This is a genomic window from Pseudoalteromonas prydzensis (genome assembly GCF_011050055.1).
Classification (GTDB): domain Bacteria; phylum Pseudomonadota; class Gammaproteobacteria; order Enterobacterales; family Alteromonadaceae; genus Pseudoalteromonas; species Pseudoalteromonas prydzensis_A.
On the sequence record NZ_DRGM01000119.1, the window covers coordinates 1 to 22361 of the forward strand.

The following is a 22361-nucleotide window of genomic DNA, read 5'->3' on the forward strand; positions in this document are numbered from 1 at the left end:
AACCAACAGTGAAGATGCATTTCAAATCGTAATGAATTCATTTGCGCGTAGCATTGAAGCGCACACCTCCTATTTATCGCCACGCAGAGCTGAACAGTTTAAGATGGACATGGATCTTGAACTTGAAGGTATAGGTGCCGTACTTAGCTATGACGAAGATTACACGGTTATTCGCAGTCTAGTTCCTGGCGGACCTGCTGATAAGTCTGAGCAAATTAAAGCGGACGACCGCATTATCGGTGTTGCACAAGATAAAGAAGAATTTGTTGATGTAATTGGCTGGCGTTTAGATGACGTAGTTGATTTAATTAAAGGCCCTAAAGGCACTAAGGTACGGTTACAATACTTAAAAGGTGTTGACGACCATGGCGCACCAAAAGTCGTTGAAATTATACGTGATAAAATTCGTTTAGAAGACCGCGCCGCAAAATCAGAAGTCTTTGCGGCAAAATATGCTGATTTAACCAGCAAGATTGGGGTCATTGAAATCCCTGGTTTTTATAACAATCTGTCTAAAGATGTAAAAGTTGAACTGGCTAAGTTAAAAGAAGCTAAGGTTGACGGCATCATTATCGACCTACGCCAAAACGGTGGTGGCTCACTTTATGAAGCAACACAACTATCTGGATTGTTCTTCGACCAAGGCCCTGTGGTTCAAATACACACTTTGAACAACCGCATTGAAGAACAAAAAGACCGTGACGGTGTCACATTTTACGATGGTCCATTAACCGTATTGGTTGATCGTTATAGTGCGTCTGCGTCTGAGATTTTTGCAGCCGCCATGCAGGACTATGGCCGTGCAATTGTTATCGGTGAGCAAACATTTGGTAAAGGCACAGTGCAACAGCATAAGGGCTTAGGTCGTGCTTATGATTTATACGATAACCCACTTGGCAGTGTGCAATACACCATTGCGAAGTTCTATCGCATTAATGGTGGTAGTACCCAACATAAAGGCGTGATCCCAGACATTTCATTCCCATCAGCAATTGACCCAGCAGAGTGGGGAGAAAGCCAAGAAGATAATGCATTACCATGGGATAGCATTATTCGTGCAAAATATAATTCAGTCGATGACTTAGATGCAGCAATAGCTTACTTAAGCAAAGCCCATGATGAACGTATTAAATCTGAGCCTGAATTTAACTATGTGTTTGAAGATATTACACGCTATAAAGAAGAAAAAGATCGGAAAACGATTTCATTAGTTGAAGCTCAACGTATTAAAGAAAAAGACGAAGGTGAAGCGCGTGCTTTAGCACGTACTAACGAAAGACTGGTTCGTTTAGGTGAAAAGCCAGTTGAAAACTTGGATGATGTGCCTGACGTTTTAGACGATTTAGACCCATTTTTAGAGGAAGCCGCATTAATTACGCAAGACTATATTAAATTTGGTCGTGTAGCTAAGAAATAGGGCGATTTTCCCGATTAATTTAAAAGGCGCTTTTGCGCCTTTTTTACTGCCTAAAACTATTGGTATTGCTATAATCACCGATTAAACGCAGATAATTAGTTACGCTCAATGTCGTGTTCGTGCTAAAAATAATAATTAAACGCGTATATAAATACGTGTAGGAGCCTCTATTTTGAAGTCATTAGAAGAAAAACCTATCCCACAGGCCAGCTTTTTTGATGCCCTGATCCCTATTACTGTACTGATCTGTTTGCTTGGTGCTGCGGTTTACCTATTTGGTGATAGCTCATCATCTGGACCAAACCAAATAGCCTTGTTGTTTGCAACCTTTACAGCAGCACTGATTGGCCTGAAAAATGGCTACACCTGGAAAAAATTAGAGCAAGCAATGATTGAAGGGATCACTTTATCATTGGGCGCGATATTAATTTTGTTAATGGTTGGTGCGCTAATTGGTACTTGGCTGCTTTCAGGCACAGTGCCAACGTTGATTTATTATGGCTTGCAAGTCATCAACCCTAGTTGGTTTTATGCCGCAAGTTGCTTAATTTGTGGCATCGTGGCAATGAGTATTGGTAGTTCTTGGACCACTGCGGCAACAATAGGTGTTGCATTACTGGGGGTTGCCACAGGACTTGGTTTAGAGCAGACAGTGACAGCGGGTGCGGTAATATCCGGTGCTTACTTTGGCGACAAGCTCAGTCCATTGTCTGAAACAACCAATTTAGCCCCGGCGGTTGTGGGCGCTGATCTATTTGAACATATCCATCATATGCTGTGGACTACGGTGCCAAGCTTTGTCATTGCTTTGATCATTTTTGTGTTTATGGGCTTTAACGCTACGGCCTCCAGTGAAGCTGGCCGTATTGATGAGATCACAGCCATTTTGCAGCAAAACTTTAATATTGGTTTTGAAATGCTGGTGCCATTATTAGTTTTACTCGTGTTAGCGATTAAAAAAATGCCTGCATTTCCAGCGATTTCAATTGGTGCGGTGATTGGTGCGGTTTGGGCTATGCTGTTTCAGTCAGACTTAATTGCATCACAAATAGATGGCTCAAAAGGCGAGCTTGTTGGTTATTTCAAGCTAGTTTGGACGACCTTTTTTGATGGTTTTAGCATCGCAACGGGTGATGAAAAAATGAACTCTTTGCTCAGTGGTGGCGGCATGTCTGGTATGTTAACCACGACTTGGCTGATCATGACTGCCTTGATGTTTGGTGCCATTATGGAAAAAACTGGCTTGCTTGATATTTTTGTAAAAAGCATTCTTAAAATTGCGAAAAGTACCGGTTCGTTGATCACCGCGACAATCGCAACCTGTATTGGTACTAACGTGATTGCAGCTGATCAGTACATCGCCATTGTGGTGCCTGGTCGGATGTTTAAAGAAGAATATAAAAAACGTGGCTTGCAGCCAGTTAACTTATCAAGAACATTAGAAGATGGCGGAACGATCACCAGTCCTCTGATCCCATGGAACACCTGTGGTGCGTACATGCAAAGTGTCTTGCTGATCAATCCCTTTGATTATGCGCTGTATGCATTTTTTAACCTTATCAATCCATTGTTAGCTGTTGTGTATGCTTACCTCGGCATTAAAATCTTACGTATTAAGCCTAAACAACAGGCATAAATTAGTTGCTCCCCGCTGTCGGGGAGCCATTTTTGGAGTTTTCCATGACTGCATTAAAAAAACCTCAAGCCCAGTATCTTAAAGACTACCAAGCTCCACCGTATTTTATTGACCATGTTGATTTAACCTTTGATCTTGCACCGTTAAACACCCGTGTAACAAGTGTGATGACCATTCATAAAGTGATTGCGGGCACGGCTGACTTAGCGCTTGATGGCATTGATTTAACATTAATTTCAATTGCTGTGGACGGCACTGCTTATACTGATTACACGTTACGTGATGAGCAGCTTGTGATCCATAATTTACCAGCACAGTGCCAAGTAACTATCGTTAATGAAATTGCACCAAAAACGAACACTTCTTTAGAAGGATTATATTTATCCGGTGGCGCGTATTGTACGCAATGTGAGGCACAAGGTTTTAGAAAAATAACCTATTACCTTGACCGCCCAGACGTACTTGCCAGTTTTGACGTGACTATTATTGCTGACGAGCAATTTACTCATTTATTATCAAATGGGAATAAATTAGCGGAAGGTAAATTAGACAATGGGCGTCACTTTGCTAAATGGCAAGACCCATTTAAAAAGCCAAGTTACTTGTTCGCACTTGTTGCAGGGGATTTTGATGTACTTGCAGATAGCTTTGTAACAAAAAGTGGTCGCAATATTGAATTAGCCTTATTTGTTGATAAAGGGAATTTACCGAAAACCCCTCACGCCATGGCATCACTAAAAAAATCAATGCAGTGGGATGAGCAGCGTTTTAATCTTGAGTATGATTTAGATATTTACATGATCGTTGCTGTGGATTTTTTCAATATGGGCGCGATGGAAAATAAAGGGCTAAATATCTTTAATTCTAAATGCGTGTTAGCGAATCAAGAGACCGCCACAGATAAAGATTACCACACTATAGAGTCAATCGTTGGCCATGAATATTTTCATAACTGGACAGGAAACCGAGTGACCTGTCGTGATTGGTTTCAACTGTCGTTAAAAGAAGGCTTAACGGTTTTTCGCGATCAAGAGTTCAGCAGTGATTTAGGCTCGCGAGCATTGAATCGTATTGATGCGGTCAAAGTGATGCGTACCCATCAATTTAGTGAAGATGCAGGCCCAATGGCACACCCGATCCGTCCTGAGCAAGTCATTGAAATGAATAACTTCTATACAGTAACTGTATACGATAAAGGTGCTGAAGTTATTCGCATGCTGCACACCTTATTGGGAGAGCAAAAATTCCAGCAGGGTATGGCACTGTATTTTCAGCGCCATGATGGACAAGCCGTTACCTGCGATGATTTTGTTGCAGCCATGAATGACGCCTCAGGCATAGATTTAACTCAATTTAAACGTTGGTACAATCAAGCAGGAACACCACGCTTGATTGTTAAGCAAGATTATGATGCCCAGCAGGGCATTTTCTCACTTAACATAGAGCAGCTCGCGCCGCTCAATCAACCCGATAACGCGCCTTTACACATCCCATTTGCCATTGAGTTACTTGATGCGCAAGGACACTCAGTGCCATTGAGTTTTGCAGGCAACCGTGTTGACCATGTGCTTGATGTGACAAACAAACAGCAAAGTTTTAGTTTTGATGGCTTAACGGCAAAGCCGGTTGCAGTGCTATTAGAAGATTTTTCAGCGCCGTGCATTGTACAGCAGCAAACTACCCAGGCTGATCTATTACATATAATGCGTTTTGCCCGCAGTGATTTTTCACGTTGGGATGCCCAGCAACAATTATTTATTAGCGCTGTTAAAGCCGCGATTAAAACGCCAACACAGAATCTGCTTGATGATGAAGTTATTAACGCGTTGCGCAGTTTAGTTATTGAAAAACAAGGTGATTTAGCTCTTATTGCCGAGCTGTTAAAATTACCTAGCTTTGACACCTTAGCCGCTGAATTTACAGTGATCCCAGTGGATGAAATTGTTGCTATAACACAACAATTTGAACAGCAAATCGCCGGGCAATTGCACCGCGAGTTCACGGCATGTTATCAAAGTTTAATCGATGATGGCTCTGTGAGTGCTGCCGCTGTCGCAGTGCGCGCACTAAAAGGCATGTGTTTACATTACTTAGCAAAAATCAATGAACTTGAGAATAATCAATTACTGATCAGTGCCGCTAATTCCCATAATATGACTAATGTATTGGCTGCCCTTAGTGCTGTTGTTAAAGCCGATAGTTCATTAGCGAGTGAATTATTAAACCAATTTGACAGTCAGTGGCGCCATGATGTGCTGGTGATGGATAAATGGTTTGCATTACAAGCAATGCAAGGCGCAGACAACGCCATTGCTAACATTGAAAAGCTATATCAACACCCTTGTTTTGATTTTTCAAATCCAAATCGGGTTAGGGCGTTAGTCGGCAGTTTTAGTCACTTTAATACCGCACAATTTCACCGTAAAGACGGTGCAGGTTATCAGCTGTTAGGTGATTTATTGGTTAAGTTAAACGCCATTAATCCACAAAATGCATCGCGTATGCTTACGCCATTTATGTCGTGGCGTCGTTATGATGAAGTACGTTCAGTGGCGATGAAAACACAGCTGCAACGCCTTGCTGAACTGGACAACTTGAGCGATGATCTATTTGAAAAAGTTGATAAAGCATTACACTAAATTATGGTTGAATATTATTTTCTACTTAATCTTACCTACAAGCAGTGTATGGATTATTACGCAGGGAAATACACTTCGGTACAAGTAATTGAAGATGGCGGCAAAAAAGTTCGTTTTGCCGCAAGCCATTTACGCCCTTTTATTTCTTCTTTAGGAGTGAGAGGGCGCTTTCGGCTTTTGCTTACTCCTGAACATAAATTCTTACGTTTGGAGCGCGTTGCCTAAAACAATATTTTAAAATAATTACTTATAATATTGTTTTTTTGTTAATTCGATTTGTTCTATTGTTAATTTACGTGTATAAATTATCTGGTAGGACGTCTTACCATTGCGTAAACGCCAACTAAACAGAAAAATTATGACGGATTGAACGCGTTCTATTTGTAATTTCTTTATTTCGCTTCTATCGTTACGACTACACTAAAAACAATAACTTGATCACAAAATTACCCGCGACAGGGGGAACACACAATGATAAGAAGATCGCTTTTTGTTAAAAACAAAATATTTTTAGGCCTAGCTGCTGCAACGTTAGGTTTATCAACGGGCGTAACACACGCTGCTACATTTGAGGCTGGAGGGTTTGATATTACCTTCGACTCTACTTTTTCTTATGGGCAAAGTATCCGTGTTGAAGACCGAAACTTTAATCTAATAGGTAAAAGTAATAATCCGTCTTTTGATTGGACAGGTTATAACTCAGTTTTAAATCCTATTTATTCCGCGCAAGATGTCTGGGCTCAACCTGGCTCGTACTCTAATAACGGCGACGCTGGTGATTTGAACTTTGATAGCGGTGAATCTTTTTCAAAGCTTTTGAAAGGGACACACGATTTATCCATCAACAAAGACAACTACGGCCTGTTTACCCGCTTTATGTATTTTTATGATTTTGAATTAATGGATAGCGATCGCGCTTATGTTAATCCAACTTCAGGGCAAGGAGTTGATCCTTGTGATGATAAAGACACCAAAAAACAAAGTTGCGCGGATATTCGTCTCCTAGATGCTTATGTGTGGGCTAACTTTGATTTAAATGACGGTCATAATCCACTTTCTATTCGCCTTGGGCAACAGGTTATAAACTGGGGCGAAAGCACATTAATTTCTCACGGTATTAACGTAAATCCGGTTGATATTGACCGATTAAAAGCGCCGGGTGCAGAGCTAAAAGAGGCCTTTATTCCGGTTGGTATGTTATGGGCGTCTTTAGGGATCACTGAAAATGTGACTTTGGAAGGCTTTTACCAGTATCAATGGCATGAAACACGCTTACCAGCAGCTGGCACGTATTTTTCGACCAATGATTTTGCCGCAGAAAATGGTTATCAGCAAAATGTACAGCTTGGTTTTACTTCCAATCCTGATATTGATTTAGCGTTCTTAACGGATAGCTTAAATAATTTGATGACTACCTTTGGTCAAGCTGCAGCGGCTAAAGGGATCGACCCTGCAAGTCCCGAAGGGCAAGCATTATTGGCACAAACTTACCTAGCGTACCCAACTAAAGTCGCGCTTAAAGGCAAAGGGGATGATGGTAAAACTGAGCCTGATGATGGTGGCCAGTATGGTTTACGTTTAGGGATGTTTTTACCAGAATTTAATGACACTGAGGTTGCACTTTACCATGTAAACTACCATAGCCGTCGTCCGCTTATTTCAGGTCGCGTATCTAACTTTACACAAGCGTCACTGGCTCAAGATTTAGCCATGTTAGCAACGACTGAAATTACCTCTGACAATGTCTCTGATTTAAAAGCATTTGCTAAAGCAACCAACGAATATCCTGAAGATATCAAGCTTTATGGTTTGAGCTTTAATACTTCGCTTGGCGAAACAGCATTCGCAGGTGAGTTTACTTTTCGCGAAGACGAGCCGCTGCAAATTGATGACGTAGAATTACTTTACGCCGCTATGCCTGAGCAATTAGCGTTAGCGGGACTGCGTCCTGAGTTTGCCGGTATTTCACAAATGAGCCCGGGTGACGCGATTAGCGTCGTAGGACCAGGCGAATTAGCAAAAGGTTATATTGAGCGTAATACTAGCCAATTACAGTTTACTGCAACGCATTTATTTGGTCCTTCATTAGGGGCTGATAGTTGGGCGGTTGTGGGTGAAATTGGCGGCGTGCACATAAATAATATGCCTGAATACGATGAAATGCGTTTAAATGTTTCAGGTACTGGTCGCAGTGGTATTATGACCGGCCCTAATGCAGATGATTACTCAGCATTGCATATGGCTTTGTCTAATGGTCCAGAGCAAAAAGAGTTTGCGACAGCATCATCATGGGGATATCGTTTAATTGCCAAAGGCGATTATTATAATTTCTATAAAGGTATTAACTTTTCACCGCGCTTTGTATTCTCACACGACGTAAATGGTAACACACCTGATCCGATGTTCTTGTTTATTGAAGATCGCAAGTCACTCGGTGTTACAGCCAACTTTAATTATCAAAATGCATGGTCATTTAACTTTAGCTACAACTCTTTCTGGGGTGGCGGTGATATCAATACTTTCTCAGACCGTGATTTTGTTTCTTTCAATATTAAATATTCAATTTAGGGGTATCATGATGATAAAAAAACCTACCCTCATTGCACTAACGCTATGTAGTTTATTTTCTACAACAGCAGTTGTTGCTAAAATGACCAGTGAAGAAGTGGCGCGTTTAGGTGCGGATTTAACGCCATTAGGTGCTGAAAAAGCAGGTAATGCTGATGGTTCGATCCCTGCTTGGACTGGCGGTATTACTAAAGCACCCGCGGGCTATACGCCGGGAATGCATCACCCAGATCCGTATGCCAGTGATAAAGTGCTTTTCACCATTGATAAATCAAATGTTGATAAATACAAAGCAAATTTAAGCCCTGGTCAAGTTGCGCTTTTTGAAGCGTACCCAGATACCTTTAAAATGAACATCTATACCACTCATCGTAGTGCTTCAAATCCTCAGTTTGTTTATGATGCAACTAAACAATATGCGCCAACTGCAGAACTGATTGAAGAAGGCAATGGCATTAAAAATACCGCTATAGGTATTCCGTTTCCAATTCCAAAAACTGGCTTAGAGGCAATCTGGAATCACTTATTACGTTATCGCGGTTTATCTATTGAGCGTTTTGGTGGTCAAGCTGCACCGACTGCATCTGGTTCATATAATATGGTTGGTTTTGATGAGCAATTATTAGTTAAATATTCTGATCCAAAAGCAACGCCTGCAGAGCTGCAAGAATCTAATATTTTGTTTAAATTTAAACAAAAAGTAACGCAACCCGCTCGTTTAGCTGGTACCGCATTATTAGTCCATGAAACCATGGACCAAATTTTAACACCACGCCAAGCATGGACATACAACTCTGGGCAGCGTCGTGTTCGTCGTGCGCCAAATGTGGCGTATGATGCACCGGGAACCGCGGCTGATAGTTTACGTACCACCGATGACTTTGACATGTTCAATGGTTCACCAAATCGTTACACGTGGACACTTAAAGGTAAGCAAGAGCTTTATATCCCCTATAATAGCTATAAGCTGCACAGTGAAAAGCTACAGTATGATGACATTCTGATGGCCGGGCATGTTAACCCTGAGCATGTGCGTTATGAAAAGCACCGTGTTTGGGTGGTAGAAGCAAACCTGAAAGGCGACACACGTCATATCTATAAAAAACGCGTATTTTATATAGATGAAGATAGCTGGCAAGTTCAAGTAACCGATATCTATGATAACCGTGACCAAATGTACCGTGTCGCTATGGCACATACTATCAACTATTATGATGCGCTCACGAACTGGAGTACGCTCGATGTGTATCATGATTTGAACTCACGTCGTTACCTTGCAATTGGTTTAGATAACCAAGAGAAAATGTACGATTTCTCACAATCGTTTAACGATAATGAATTCACCTCAAGCGCACTGCGCCGCGAAGGTCGTTAATATACTCAAGCACCTGGCATGAACCAGGTGCTTTTTTGTTCCAAATCGCGTTTGTCACTCTGACACGTACTGGGTCCCCCCAATTGCTCGTTATATACCGACAAACACACCTTTCAAGGCGATTTAAATATATGAAGTACATGCTCTATGCAGGCCTTGCCATTGCTGCAAGCCTTTCAACTCAATCAATAGCGTCTGAACCGCTTGCGGCCATTACGGCAATAAAAGCAGATAAAACGTTGTTGACTGATATTGAATACACAGGAAAGCAACTGGTCGCTGTAGGGAAGCACGGCACGATTATCACAAGTAGCGATGCAAAAGATTGGCAACAAGCAAGCGTGCCAACGCAAGTGTTATTAACTGCGGTTACCTTTAACGGCACTGAGCGTGGTTGGGCGTGTGGCCATGATGCAACTATCATCAACACTACGGACGGTGGTGCTAATTGGCAATTACAACAAGTAAATACTCAATTAGACAAACCCTGTTTAGATATTTTATTTACCACTGAGCAACACGGTTTTGCGGTTGGCGCTTATGGGATGTTTTATGAAACCACGGATGGCGGAAAAAACTGGCAAAAACGCTTTTTAGATTCACTGTTATTTGCCGAAGACCAAGAATATTTAAATGACTTAAAAGAATCAGATCCTGACGCCTATGCTGCTGAAACTGCCTCAATACTGCCGCATTTCAATCGCATAGTTGCAACTGACAGTAAACTTATGTTGGTTGGGGAAATGGGTCTACTTGCTCACAGCACGGATAACGGCAAAACCTGGCAGCGGGATGAAGAAATTTATTTGGGATCATTTTTCGCATACGCCAGTGATGAACACGGTGAGGAAATTGTGGCGGGATTGCGCGGCAATATTTTTAGCCGTCACCCAGCAGGACAGTGGCAACCAATAGATAATAATAAAACAGCCACAGTGAACAGTATCATTAAAGCAGCTGAAAACCATTGGCTATTGCTTGCTAATAGTGGGGTGATTTTTCATTATATAAATAATCAATTAAGCGTTGAGCAGTTAGCCGATGGTAAGGCTATTCTAGATGCTATTATTTTTGACAATCAATTGGTTATGGCATCAGAAAATGGCATTAAAGTGAAGGGGATGGCTGAATAATGCATGCAATCGTAGAATTTTTAGAAAAAGTTGTTTTTCGTCATCGTTTAGTGATGGTGATGAGTTTTATTGTTATCACCTGTTTTTTAGGCTTTAAAGCCACTCAAATTCAACTAGATGCTTCATTTAATAAAAATATTCCACTTAATCATGATTACATGAAAGTGTATTTAAAACATGAAAAGCAATTTGGTGGGGCAAACAGTATTTTGATCTCCGTGTGTGATGATAGCGGCGATATTTTCAATCCTGAATTTTTTAGCCAATTAAAAGCCGTTCATGATCAGCTGTATTTTATACCTGGGGTGAACCGTCCGTTAGTGAACTCAATTTTCTCACCCAGTGCACGTTTTGTGGAAGTGGTTGAAGACGGCTTTGCGGGGGGTCCAATTATACCCGCTAACTTTACTGCAGATCAGCGTGGCTTAGCCGTTGTAAAAGAGAATATCGAAAAAGCGAAAGTAGTTGGTAGGATGATTGCCTCTGACTATTCGTGTGCCATGGTGACCGCCCAGTTGATGGAAACCGATCCGCAAACGCAAGAAAAACTCGATACCTTAGCATTCGCAGAAAAGCTCGAAAGCGAAATTCGCGAGCCATTAAGCACTGATAAAGTAAGTATTCATATCATTGGTTTTGCCAAAATGGCTGGGGATATTGCCGAAGGCGCGAAAGGGGTTGTATTATTTTTTGCCATCGCCATTGCGTTTACTTTCATCATGGTTTGGTTATTTTGTGGCAGCTTAAAGCTTACTATTTTACCTATAGCCTGTTCAATCATTGCTGTTGTTTGGCAGTTGGGCATATTGTCGAGCCTAGGCTTTGGTCTCGATCCGATGTCGATTTTAGTCCCATTTTTAGTGTTCGCCATAGGCGTAAGTCATGGCGTGCAAATGATCAATGCGATAGGTAAAAAAGTTGCCGAAGGACACTGCAATACGCGCATTTGTTGTCAGGCTAGTTTTAGATCGTTATTAATACCCGGAGGCATCGCATTACTATCTGATACGGTTGGCTTTTTAACCCTATTGACGATTGATATCGGGATTATTCGCGAGCTGGCAATTACGGCAAGTTTAGGTGTCGCGGTTATTATCTTCACTAACTTGGTGTTATTACCTGTGTGGGCATCCTATATGCGTTTTGACAACACAGTTCATATTCAATCAGGTAACAGTAATAAGCCTAATATGCTTGATGCTATGCGTGATTTATTAGTGAAAAGCACGGATCCAAAATGGGCTAAAGTCATTATAGGCAGTACCTTAGTGCTATTTGCATTGGGTTATTGGCAAGCGGGTAAAATGCATATTGGTGATTTACACGCAGGTGCACCGTCACTGCATCAAGATGCCCGTTATAACCAAGATACCTTCTTAATATCGGACAAATACACGATTTCATCGGATATTCTCAAGGTGATTGTTGAAGCGTATCCAGCAGCGTGTACAGAGCACGATGTAATGGAACGTATTAGCCGTTTTCAATATAAGGTTGAAAACCTTGCTGGGGTACAGTCTGCTGTTACTTTGAGCTCCGTTGCGCAATCGGTAAATGCCGGCTATAACGAAGGTAATTTGAAATGGCAAAGCTTGCCACGTAATACGGCAAGTTTAGTGCAGTCAACGGCAAGAGTAGAAACCAGTACCGGCTTACTCAACGGTGATTGTTCGGTAATGCCGGTGATAATCTTTTTAGAGGATCATAAAGCGCAAACCATTGAGCATATTATTGGCAGCATTAAGCAATTCGCGATTGAAGAACAAACCGATAAGTTACAATTTAAATTGGCATCTGGGCCTGTTGGCGTAATGGCTGCAACGAATGAGTCAGTATCAGCGGCGCAATTGCCAATGATGCTTTATGTTTATGGCGCCGTGATCATCTTATGCTTAATTAGCTTTAAGAGCGTTAAAGCGACCATTGCCGTAGTGTTACCTTTGTATATTGTATCGACTCTCGCGCAAGCTTTGATGGTGCAGTTGGAAATTGGTCTTACTGTATCGACCTTGCCAGTGATTGCACTGGGGGTGGGTATTGGTGTTGATTACGGGATTTATATTTTGTCATCGATGATGGGGCAATTAAAGCAAGGTGTTGCATTGCCAATAGCGTATCGTAATGCGCTCGTTGAGCGTGGCAGTGCGGTATTATTCACTGGTATTACCTTGGCTATCGGTGTCAGTACCTGGATTTTCTCTGATCTGAAGTTCCAAGTAGACATGGGAATATTGTTAACCTTCATGTTCTTGGTCAATATGCTCGGTGCAGTGTTACTTTTACCGGCAATTGGCAGTTTGCTCTGGACTGACCAGAAAAAATAATGTGAATAATTTTGCTCCTAAATGGCCTGTATAGGCCATTTATATCTATAATTTGTGAATAGATGACCAAATAGCTGAAATGCTTAAAATGTTTTCATCGAAAGGGCTGTTTATTAATTTTAAAAGGGTTAGAATTTGCCTGACTCCACACAATAAATTGCTGTACAAATTTTCCACCTAAGTAGGTGGTATAGATTTAAGGAACATGTAATGACACGAAATGAAGGGCAAGCCTCGGTTATCTTAGATAATGTCTGTAAGCTGATCCAGAAAAAAGTTCACGCTGATAATGTGTTACTCGTTGAGAAATTCGCCAAATCCTTGTACAGCAATATGTCTAAAGAAGATTTGGCACATCGCAATGATAGTGACTTATATGGCGCTGCACTTAGCCTATGGAACTCGCTAGAAAAAAATACCTCTGATGATGCGGTGATCCGTGTTTTCAATCCTGAAGTAGCAAAAGATGGCTGGCAGTCATCGCACACAATCGTAGAAATTATCGCTAAAGATATGCCATTTCTAGTTGATTCGGTGCGTATGGCGATGACCCGTGAAAACATCGCTTCTCACTTGCTACTGCATAGTCCACTTAAAATTCAACGCGATAAAAACGCCAAGATCTCAGCCGTTTCTAATTTAAAAGCGGAACAAGAGTCCAGCTCTACTAAAACGGTGTTTTTTATCGAAATTGATCGTCAAACAGACTCGTCAGTGATTGACTCCTTCAAAAAAGAACTTGAGTCAGTGCTGAATGATGTTTCTACTGCGGTAGAAGATTGGCAACCAATTCGCAAAAAGTTGATTGCGGTTAGTAAAGAATTACCAAAGCGCAATCATAAAAATAATGCCAGTGAAGTGGCAGAAACGGTTGAGTTTTTAGATTGGTTAGTTAAAGATAACTTTACCTTAATGGGTTATCGTCAATACGATTTATCGCCAGTGCAAGGTGATTACCAGCTTAAAGGTAAAATCGAGAGCAGCTTAGGTTTAATGAAAAATTCAACCGAAGAGCATTCTCGTCTACTCTCTGAATTACCTGAAGTAGCCCGCCAAGAAGCACGTAGCAATAATTTGCTGATCCTTACAAAAACCAATTCGTTATCGCGCGTACACCGCCCAGCATACATAGATTATGTTGGTATCAAGCGTTTTGATGATGAGGGGAATGTGATTGGCGAAGACCGTTTCATCGGGTTGTTTTCATCAAGCTTTTATAATAACAGTGCCGCTGATGTACCTGTGCTAAAAAGCAAAATTAACCGCATTATGGAAATGTGTGACTTTGCTAAAGGTACGCATGCTTATAAAGCGGTGTTAAATATTCTTGAGACTTACCCGCGTGATGAGTTAGTGCAAGCACGTGAAAGTGAGTTACTTGAAGTCGCGATGGGCGTACTACAAGTACAAGAGCGCGATATGTGCCGTTTATTCGTGCGTAAGGATGCCTATGGCCGTTTCTTCTCTTGCATGGTGTATGTGCCTCGTGAGCGTTATAACACTGCATTGCGTCGTGAAACTCAGTCTATTTTAGCCACCGCATTTAATTCCGACGATAAAGTCGAATTTACTACTTTCTTCTCTGAGTCAACACTGGCGCGTACTCACTATACCGTGCGTGTGACTGACAACAATATAGAATATAACGTGAAAGACATCGAAAATAATTTAGTAGAAGCTGCTCGTACTTGGGAAGACAAATTACAATCAGCCTTGTTAGAATCTGCAGGTGAAGCACGCGGTAATGAACTTAACCGTAAATATTGCAATGCGTTTGCTCGTTCATACAAAGACGAAGTACTGCCAAGTGCAGCCGTTGTTGATATTGAAAAGCTTGAATTACTTAATGACGATAACAAATTGGAAATGTTGTTTTACCGTCCGCAAGAAGAAGCAAACAGCAATATTGTGCGTTTGAGCTTATTCCATAAAGATGAGCCAATTCACTTATCAGATGTTATGCCAATGCTTGAAAACTTTGGCTTACGTGTAATTGGTGAAACACCTTATTCAGTTAAAACCAGTGATGATGGTATTAACTGGATCATGGATTTCTCTATGCTACTTGATAGCAAAGGTATTGCTGACTTTGATAAAGTATCGGCACGTTTTCGTGCAGCATTGACCAGTGTATGGAGCAACCGTTTAGAAAACGATGGCTTTAACCGTTTAGTGTTAATGGGGGGCTTAACGGGGCGTGAAGCATCAATTTTACGCGCGTATGCAAAATACATGCGCCAAGTTGGGGTGACTTTCTCACAAAGTTACATTGAGAGCACGTTAGCAAACTACCCGCATATTGGTTCACAAATTGTCAATTTATTCGCTAAAAAGTTCTCAGTGAAAAGCCCAGCGAGTGTAAAAACACTTGATAAGCTAATTGCGCAAATCTACCTTGAACTTGAAAACGTAGCGAACTTAGATGATGACCGTATTATTCGTTTATACGTAGATATGATCATTGCCACGCTGCGTACTAACTACTTCCAAAAAGATGCCACAGGTCAATTTAAATCCTATGTGTCATTTAAAGTTAATCCGAGCCTAATTCCAGATATGCCATTGCCATTACCGGCATTTGAAATATTTGTTTATTCGCCACGTGTTGAAGGTGTTCACTTACGCGGTGGTAAAGTTGCCCGTGGTGGTCTGCGTTGGTCAGATCGTCGTGAAGACTTCCGTACTGAAGTATTGGGTTTAGTTAAAGCGCAACAGGTTAAAAATACAGTCATCGTGCCGGTTGGTTCTAAAGGTGGCTTTGTGTGTAAACAATTGCCAACAGACCGTGATGCATTCTTCAAAGAAGGCCAAGAGTGTTACAAAATCTTTATTCGCGGTTTATTAGACATCACGGATAACATCATTCAAGGCGAAATTGTGCCACCAGTTGATGTAACACGCCATGATGAAGATGATGCATACTTAGTGGTTGCAGCAGATAAAGGCACGGCAACCTTCTCAGATATCGCCAATGGCATCGCCAATGAATATAACTTCTGGCTAGGTGATGCGTTTGCATCAGGTGGTTCTGTGGGTTATGACCATAAGAAAATGGGTATCACAGCTAAAGGTGGTTGGGAGTCAGTTAAACGTCACTTCCGTGAAATGGATATTGATACGCAAACGACCGATTTTACCGTGGTTGCTATTGGTGACATGGCCGGGGATGTATTTGGTAACGGCATGCTGTTATCTAAGCATATTCGCTTACAAGTGGCATTTAACCACTTACATATCTTCATTGATCCAACACCTGATTCTGCAGCGTCATACCCAGAGCGTGAGCGCTTGTTTAATCTACCTCGTTCATCGTGGGAAGACTATAACAAAGACTTGATTTCAGCGGGCGGTGGGGTGTTCTCACGTGCAGCTAAATCAATCACCTTAACGCCAGAAATGAAAAAAATGCTCGGCACTAAAAAAGCCAGCATGACACCGAATGAGTTGATCAAAGCCAGCTTGATGATGGAGTTTGATTTATTATGGAATGGTGGTATCGGTACTTACATTAAGAGCAGCAAAGAAAGTGATGCAGATGTAGGCGACCGTGCCAATGATGCGCTACGGATCAACGGTAGTGAGCTTGGTGCAAAAGTACTCGGTGAGGGCGGTAACTTAGGTGCGACACAATTAGGTCGTATTGAGTTTGCCGGCAAAGGCGGGCGTGTTAACACCGACTTTATCGATAACGTTGGTGGTGTTGCGTGTTCTGATAACGAAGTAAATATCAAAATTTTACTGAATGGTTTAGTGACAGCTGGTGATTTAACCCGTAAACAACGTGATGAATTACTGTACTCAATGACTGATGAAGTTGCACAACTGGTACTGAAAGATTGTTATCGTCAAACGCATACGTTGTCAATTACGCAATCAAAAGGCTCATCAACGCTGAAAGAAAAAGTACGCTTTATTCATGCGCTTGAAAAAGAAGGCAAGTTAAACCGTGCGATTGAATTTATTCCAAGTGATGAAGAGTTAGCTGAGCGCGCTGCGGCCGGTAAAGATTTAACTCGTCCAGAGCTATCGGTACTTGTTTCTTATGCGAAAATGGTACTGAAAGAGTCATTAGTGACTGATGAAATTACTGAGAATCCGTACTATCGTCAGTTGTTAGTGAAATCGTTCCCATTACCACTGCGTGAAAAGTTCAACGCAGCGATGGATAATCACCCACTGCGCAAAGAGATCATAGCAACAAAACTTGCTAATAATATCGTTAACGATATGGGCCTTAACTTCATGGTACGTATGCATGAAGAAACCGGCGCAAATGAAGCTGAAGTTGCATTATGCTACTCGGTTGCCAGTGAAGTGTTCCAAATGCGTGATACCTGGTCTGCCATTGTGGCACTGGATAATAAGATCCCAGCTGCAGTACAAACTGAGATGCTGTATCAATTACGTCGTACGGTACGCCGTGCAACGCGTTGGTTCTTACGTCATCGTAATAAAGCGCAAAATATTGAGCAAACAATTGCTTTCTTTGCACCAACCTTTGCTGATTTAAGTGCTAATTTAACCAGCTACATGGTTGAAAAAGAAAGTGAGCGTTTAGACAACGCTGCAGAAAAGCTAATCGCTAGTGCCGTGCCTGCAGAGCTTGCAACACGTATTGTGTCGCTATCTAGTTTGTTCTCAGTAATGGATCTTGCGGAAGTGGCAGCGAATTCTGGCCGTAGTATTGATATGGTGTCGAACACTTACTTCAAACTTGGTGCGCGGATGGGACTACATTGGTTCTTGGATCAAATTACCAACCAACCTGTGGCAAACCATTGGCAAGCATTAGCACGTGCTTCTTACCGTGAAGAGCTTGATTGGCAACAACGTACATTATCAGAAGTGGTGTTAAACAATTTCACTGGTGATGACAAAGATGTTGATGGTCAAATTGATCAGTGGATGGACAGTAAAGATTTATTACTACAACGTTGGAAGCATATGCTGGCTGAATTTAAAACATCACAAAGCCATGATTTTGCTAAGTTCTCAGTCGCGCTTCGTGAACTGATGTTACTGAGCCACAACTGTGATACATCGACAAAATAAGCGATTCCGAGTGCCTCACTATTTTCTCAACTGAAAATAATGAGTTAATCACTAAAATTGTTATACAATACCCCAGCCTAGTCTGGGGTATTTTTTTATTAAGAGGATTATTTGATGTTTTACGATCTAGCTCGCCGTTTTATGTTCACCCGTGATGCGGAATGGGCCCATGAATTTGCACTGCATAACTTACGCCGTTTTAATAATACGCCATTCAGTGCTGCATGGTCGCAATCAGTGGCAGATCGCCCCGTCGAATTTTTAGGCTTACAATTTAAAAATCCAGTTGGATTGGCAGCTGGCCTTGATAAAAATGCTGAATGTATCGATGCGTTTGCAAAAATGGGTTTTGGTTTTATTGAAGTGGGTACAGTGACACCGCGGCCACAAGCGGGTAATGATAAACCGCGTATTTTTCGCCTGCCAGAGTCTAATGCCATTATTAACCGCATGGGCTTTAACAATAAAGGGGTTGATAACTTGATCCATAACGTTAAAGCAGCGCAATACGATGGTATTTTGGGCATCAATATCGGCAAAAATAAAGATACCCCCAATGAGCAAGGTAAAGACGATTATATTCATTGTATGCGTAAAGTGTTCGAGCATGCATCGTACATTACGGTTAATATCTCCTCACCAAATACCCCGGGGCTTCGTGATCTTCAATATGGTGCTGCGCTGGATGATTTATTGCAAAGCCTTAAAAATGAGCAGCTTGATCTGATCGCAAAACATAACAAGCAAGTGCCAATGCTGGTAAAGATCGCGCCAGATCTAGATGCTGTACAAATTGCCCAAGTGAGCGAGTCATTATTAAATAATAATATTGATGGCGTGATCGCAACTAATACTACATTAGAGCGCGCAGCAGTGCATGGTCAGCAATATGCTGATGAAGCCGGAGGCCTGTCAGGTCAGCCAGTACGTGAGCGCTCCACTCAGGTCGTGCAAGAATTAAAACGTTTAACCGCAGGCAAGCTGCCAATCATTGGTGTCGGTGGTATTGATGATGCCGCCAGTGCCAAAGAAAAGTTTGCAGCGGGTGCTGATCTTGTTCAGGTATACACCGGATTTATATACAAAGGCCCACAATTGGTAAAAACGATCCTGCAAGGCTTATAAGGATCAGTTATTTAAGCTTTTGATCATTCGATAAATGTTCTAAAGAAATGTTTATTAATTGGTCAAAAGCCGTTATAATCCGCTATTCATAAGATTAATTTCTAAGGAGCATAGGGAACGCATGTTACAAGCATCAAAGCAATGGAAATGGATTGCTTGTCCAGTACGAAATCGCTTGTTGATCGATTTAGATCAAGATATGCAACTGTGCACGCCTTATAAACTCCGCCAACTTACCGATGCAGTCCTTACGCAAGCAAATTTTAGCTTAGCAGACGCTGCTTTTTATCAGCAAGTGTACCAATACCTTGATGGCTTTAATGTCTGGAAAGGCGCGCAATTGTGTCAAATCGCACTTAATGCAACGGCTGCAAAGTTTTATTTAAAACCTATGCTGGCAAAAAGTTGGTTCTTTGACCCATACACAGGCAGTGAGCCAAGTGTGGAAGCGGTAGTAAAACTGCATAGCCGACTGCAAGCTGGCGAGTTTTTGATTATTGAGCACTGTAAAGATGCTTCTTTATGTATAAGTTTAGCTGAGCATTTTCAGTTAGATGAAAACTTAAGCTTGAATCAATTCGAGGCTATCCGGGTCCTCAATAATCGCGTTCATCCAATTTATAATCACGCTCAAAACAGTAAAACTGCTTAAGCATATTTTTTGTAGTTCCTGCCTTTATCGCGTGTTTGTCTGCCAACCTATGTTATAATCCTGCGCAATTAGCTATCAAGGGTTATTACTTTGCATTTTATCGCACTTACTTCTATCGGAATCGAAAATTTATTAGTTGAAGAACTCACTGACATTGGCGCCACGGTGACCAAACAAACAGTGGGCTCTGTACGCTTTGAAGGTGATACTACATTAGCACAAAAAGTGTGCTTAATGAGCCGCTTTGCAACCCGTGTACTTATGTTGATTGAAGAGAAAGAGGGCGTAAATGATAAAGACAGCCTATATAAATTTGCTCGCTTGCAACCATGGCAAGAATGGTTTGGTCCAACACAAACCTTTGCGGTTGACTTTAATGGCACCAATGATGCGCTGAAAAATACGCAATTTTCTGGTTTAGTGATCAAAGATGCCATTGTTGATTACTTTAATGACCTATATGAACAACGTCCAAACGTAGATAAACAAGATGCCAATGTCCGCGTTGTTGCGCGCTTATCGCGCCAAGGTGTTGCCATGTACATTGATTATTCAGGCCCTCGTTTATCAGAGCGTGGTTACCGTGAAGGCCAAGGTAAGGCACCTATTAAGGAACATTTAGCAGCGGCGCTGATCAAACGCAGTGGTTGGCTTGAAAATGTGCAACAGCCATTATTTGACCCATGCTGTGGTGCCGGTACTATTTTAATTGAAGCCGCCGGTATGGCGCGTAATGAAGCGCCAGGTTTATTCCGCGAGGGTTTCGCATTTGAGCGCCTACCAAGTTTCAGAATCGCCAAGTATAAAGAGTTAAAAGAACAGCTTACGGCGCAAATCACCGATCCTAAATTATGGCTTATCGGTCATGACAATGACGCTAATGTACTGAGCAAAGCCGTAGATAACGCGCGCAGAGCTGATCTAGGCGATGTGATCAAGTTTAAACAAAGCGATGCAACCAAATTGACCTCAGTGGCAAAATTACCTGGCGTGGTTATTTCAAACTTGCCTTATGGTGAGCGTATTGGCTCTATGGCCGAATTGGTAAGTTTACACAGTGCCTTAGGCACAGGCTTTAAAAAACATTTTAATAACTGGAAGTTGGCGCTTTTAGGCATGGATGAGAGCCTGTTTAAATTATTAAAACTGGTGAAACTCAAGCGTTATAAGTTTAAAAATGGCCCACTTGATGTGGTGCTTAATTTATATCAGTTAGATGATAAACAAGTAAGCCAAAGCTCAGAAGATAAACCCGCCTTGAACTTTGAAGGCTCAATGTCGTTTGCTAATCGGGTCAAAAAGAATAAGCAAGGCTTGAAAAATTGGCTTAAGCAAAATGATATTCAGGCTTACCGTGTTTATGATGCCGATATTCCTGAATACAATGTAGCCGTGGATATTTATGGTGATTCAGCGGTAATATTTGAATACGCTGCACCGAAAGAAATTGACGATGTGACAGCGCATAAACGTTTACAAGACGTTATTTCGTTAACCTCACAACAGCTCAATATCGCACCGGGAAATATTGCTGTAAAAGTACGTAAAAAGCAAAAAGGTGAAGAGCAATACACACCAATGGCTAAGCAAAATCGTACTCAAGTAGTTGAAGAGTTTGGCGCTAAGTTTAAGGTAAACTTATTTGATTACCTAGACACCGGGTTGTTTTTAGACCATCGCCTCGCTCGTCGTTATATTCAAGAAAACGCCAAAGATAAACGTTTCTTAAACTTGTTTGCTTATACAGGCACTGCCTCTGTGCATGCCGCCCTCGGTGGCGCGAAAGCGATAACCACGGTTGACTTGTCAAAAACCTACTTAAAGTGGGGCCAAGATAATTTTGAGCTGAATAACATCAGTAACACTCGTTATCGTTTTGAGCAAGCCGATTGTTTGAAGTGGCTTGAACATGCCACTAGCCAATATGATTTGATCTTTTTAGATCCACCGACGTTTTCAAACTCAAAACGGATGAAAGACGCGTTTGATGTGCAAAATGACCATATTAAGCTGCTCACATGGGTTAAAAAAATCCTGAGTCCATCAGGCACATTGATTTTCTCAAACAACATGCGTGGCTTTACCATGGACGAAGTGGGTTTAATTGGTTTAGGTTTAAAAGCGGTAAATATCTCTGAGCAGACAATTTCTCCAGACTTTAAACGCAACAAAAAAATACATAATAGCTGGTTGATAACCCATGGCTAACTGGGTTTTATATCACACCGAAGGTTGCCATCTGTGTGAACAAGCACAGAGTTTGATCACGGTGTTGTTGGTTGATGATTCATTACAGCTAGTTGATATTATGAGTGATGAAGTGCTCATAGCAGAATATCAAACCAGCATACCGGTTTTAAAAAGCGAACAAGGCTCGCAATTATGTTGGCCTTTTGCTTCGCAAGATGTGCGTCAGTTTTTTACGCAAATAGAATAAGAG

The 22361-nt window shown here is 41.6% G+C and carries 13 protein-coding genes; all 13 read left to right on the forward strand.

Annotated features, from left to right (window positions below):
* Positions 1 to 1417 (forward strand): carboxy terminal-processing peptidase (locus ENH88_RS10990; protein WP_304182283.1); only part of this gene is annotated, 1417 nt, incomplete at its 5' end.
* A gap of 172 nt (positions 1418 to 1589) precedes the next feature.
* The gene (gene nhaC, locus ENH88_RS10995) at positions 1590 to 3053 is read left to right on the forward strand and encodes a Na+/H+ antiporter NhaC (RefSeq protein WP_304182284.1); all 1464 of its coding nucleotides are present in this window, start codon (positions 1590 to 1592) and stop codon (positions 3051 to 3053) included.
* A 44-nt stretch (positions 3054 to 3097) separates the two neighbouring features.
* Positions 3098 to 5692, forward strand: a complete 2595-nt coding sequence (gene pepN / locus ENH88_RS11000; protein WP_304182285.1) for an aminopeptidase N — start codon at positions 3098 to 3100, stop codon at positions 5690 to 5692.
* A 3-nt stretch (positions 5693 to 5695) separates the two neighbouring features.
* Positions 5696 to 5917, forward strand: a complete 222-nt coding sequence (locus ENH88_RS11005; protein ID WP_304182286.1) for a DUF2835 family protein — start codon at positions 5696 to 5698, stop codon at positions 5915 to 5917.
* Positions 5918 to 6163: 246 nt separating this feature from the next.
* Positions 6164 to 8260, forward strand: a complete 2097-nt coding sequence (locus ENH88_RS11010; protein ID WP_304182287.1) for a DUF1302 domain-containing protein — start codon at positions 6164 to 6166, stop codon at positions 8258 to 8260.
* Between the two features lie 10 nt (positions 8261 to 8270).
* Positions 8271 to 9635: a DUF1329 domain-containing protein gene (locus ENH88_RS11015; RefSeq protein ID WP_304182307.1), complete on the forward strand. Its 1365-nt coding sequence runs from the start codon at positions 8271 to 8273 to the stop codon at positions 9633 to 9635.
* 131 nt (positions 9636 to 9766) lie between these two features.
* Positions 9767 to 10768, forward strand: coding sequence for a WD40/YVTN/BNR-like repeat-containing protein (locus tag ENH88_RS11020; RefSeq protein WP_304182288.1), 1002 nt, complete (start codon positions 9767 to 9769; stop codon positions 10766 to 10768).
* A complete protein-coding gene (locus ENH88_RS11025; protein WP_304182289.1) occupies positions 10768 to 13092 on the forward strand; it encodes an efflux RND transporter permease subunit in 2325 nt (774 codons plus the stop codon). The genes ENH88_RS11020 and ENH88_RS11025 overlap by 1 nt, the downstream gene beginning before the upstream one ends.
* Before the next feature lie 210 nt (positions 13093 to 13302).
* Entirely contained in the window at positions 13303 to 18144 is a 4842-nt protein-coding gene (locus tag ENH88_RS11030; protein WP_304182290.1) for an NAD-glutamate dehydrogenase, read from the forward strand.
* A gap of 114 nt (positions 18145 to 18258) precedes the next feature.
* Positions 18259 to 19269 (forward strand): quinone-dependent dihydroorotate dehydrogenase, encoded by a 1011-nt coding sequence (pyrD, locus tag ENH88_RS11035; protein ID WP_304182291.1) that lies wholly within the window; start codon positions 18259 to 18261, stop codon positions 19267 to 19269.
* A 121-nt stretch (positions 19270 to 19390) separates the two neighbouring features.
* Positions 19391 to 19921, forward strand: a complete 531-nt coding sequence (locus ENH88_RS11040) for a cell division protein ZapC domain-containing protein (protein ID WP_304182292.1) — start codon at positions 19391 to 19393, stop codon at positions 19919 to 19921.
* Between the two features lie 90 nt (positions 19922 to 20011).
* Complete coding sequence (gene rlmKL / locus ENH88_RS11045; protein ID WP_304182293.1) at positions 20012 to 22129, forward strand: bifunctional 23S rRNA (guanine(2069)-N(7))-methyltransferase RlmK/23S rRNA (guanine(2445)-N(2))-methyltransferase RlmL; 2118 nt, start codon at positions 20012 to 20014, stop codon at positions 22127 to 22129.
* Positions 22122 to 22358 carry a glutaredoxin family protein gene (locus ENH88_RS11050; protein ID WP_304182294.1) on the forward strand — a complete coding sequence of 79 codons (237 nt, stop codon included), beginning with the start codon at positions 22122 to 22124 and terminating at the stop codon, positions 22356 to 22358. Before rlmKL ends, ENH88_RS11050 begins: the two co-directional genes overlap by 8 nt.
* Positions 22359 to 22361: the final 3 nt, after the last annotated feature.

Coding starts and splice junctions, on each gene's coding strand:
- ENH88_RS11025 (WP_304182289.1), top strand. CDS start 10,768: ATGCATGCAATCGTAGAATTTTTAGAAAAAGTTGTTTTTCGTCATCGT.
- ENH88_RS11040 (WP_304182292.1), top strand. CDS start 19,391: ATGTTACAAGCATCAAAGCAATGGAAATGGATTGCTTGTCCAGTACGA.
- ENH88_RS11015 (WP_304182307.1), top strand. CDS start 8,271: ATGATAAAAAAACCTACCCTCATTGCACTAACGCTATGTAGTTTATTT.
- ENH88_RS11010 (WP_304182287.1), top strand. CDS start 6,164: ATGATAAGAAGATCGCTTTTTGTTAAAAACAAAATATTTTTAGGCCTA.
- pepN (WP_304182285.1), top strand. CDS start 3,098: ATGACTGCATTAAAAAAACCTCAAGCCCAGTATCTTAAAGACTACCAA.
- ENH88_RS11030 (WP_304182290.1), top strand. CDS start 13,303: ATGACACGAAATGAAGGGCAAGCCTCGGTTATCTTAGATAATGTCTGT.
- ENH88_RS11050 (WP_304182294.1), top strand. CDS start 22,122: ATGGCTAACTGGGTTTTATATCACACCGAAGGTTGCCATCTGTGTGAA.
- pyrD (WP_304182291.1), top strand. CDS start 18,259: ATGTTTTACGATCTAGCTCGCCGTTTTATGTTCACCCGTGATGCGGAA.
- ENH88_RS11020 (WP_304182288.1), top strand. CDS start 9,767: ATGAAGTACATGCTCTATGCAGGCCTTGCCATTGCTGCAAGCCTTTCA.
- ENH88_RS11005 (WP_304182286.1), top strand. CDS start 5,696: ATGGTTGAATATTATTTTCTACTTAATCTTACCTACAAGCAGTGTATG.